Origin of the sequence: Cupriavidus sp. SIMBA_020 (assembly GCF_046535395.1) — a bacterium.
GTDB lineage: Bacteria > Pseudomonadota > Gammaproteobacteria > Burkholderiales > Burkholderiaceae > Cupriavidus > Cupriavidus campinensis.
Genome location: NZ_JAWRWU010000940.1, coordinates 1 through 260 on the forward strand (window position 1 = coordinate 1; position 260 = coordinate 260).

Here is a 260-nt window from a genome sequence, read left to right on the forward strand (position 1 = left end):
GATCGAGACTGCGCTCGGCGCCCGCGAGCCGGAAAAACAGGTACATCGCGCCATGCGGCACCTTCACGTCGACGCCGGGCAGCCGCGCGAGCGCCGCCGCGAGATGGTCGCGCGACGCACGCAGATCGGCGACCAGCGCGCGCGTCGAGGCCTCGCCCTGCTCGACGGCGACGATGCCCGCCTGCTGCACGAACGACGGCGCGCACGAGGTGTTGTACTCGACCAGCTTGCCCAGATCGTCCATCAAGGTGCGCGGGGCG

General features: G+C 71.5%; 1 pseudogene. It reads right to left on the reverse strand.

The features are described 5' to 3' along the window. Positions 1–260: pseudogene (locus tag SB751_RS32215) on the reverse strand (pyridoxal phosphate-dependent aminotransferase); the annotation flags it as partial.